This is a genomic window from Streptomyces megasporus (genome assembly GCF_000718985.1).
Classification (GTDB): domain Bacteria; phylum Actinomycetota; class Actinomycetes; order Streptomycetales; family Streptomycetaceae; genus Streptomyces; species Streptomyces megasporus.
The window spans coordinates 1-572 of record NZ_JODL01000085.1 but is presented as its reverse complement, the minus strand read 5'-3'; the positions used below and the strand labels follow the sequence as shown (position 1 = coordinate 572).

Here is a 572-nt window from a genome sequence, read left to right as displayed (position 1 = left end):
TGTCCCGGAAGGACGCCAAGGCCAAGGCCGTGGAGTTGATGGACCGGGTGAAGATCCCGGCGGCGAGGGCGCGGGTGAACGACTATCCGCATCAGTTCTCCGGGGGCATGCGGCAGCGCATCATGATCGCGATGGCGTTGGCGTTGGAGCCGGAGTTGATCATCGCGGACGAGCCGACCACGGCGTTGGACGTGACGGTGCAGGCCCAGGTGATGGACCTGTTGGCGGAGTTGCAGCGCGAGTACCGGATGGGGCTGATCCTCATCACCCACGATCTGGGGGTGGTGGCGGACGTGGCGGACAAGATCGCGGTGATGTACGCGGGGCGGATCGTGGAGACCGCGCCGGTGCACGAGTTGTATCGGCGGCCGGCGCATCCGTATACGCGGGGGTTGTTGGACTCCATTCCGCGGTTGGATCGCAAGGGGCGGGAGTTGTATGCGATCAAGGGGTTGCCGCCGACGTTGACGCGGATTCCGTCCGGGTGTGCGTTCAATCCGCGGTGTCCGCGGGCGCGGGAGGTGTGTCGGGCGGAGGTGCCGGCGTTGTACCAGGTCACCGAGGTGGACGGG

At 66.8% G+C, this 572-nt stretch carries 1 protein-coding gene; it reads left to right on the top strand.

The window, feature by feature from the left end; genetic code table 11:
• Positions 1–572 (top strand): ABC transporter ATP-binding protein (locus tag IF47_RS0126770; protein ID WP_031511614.1); only part of this gene is annotated, 572 nt, incomplete at both ends.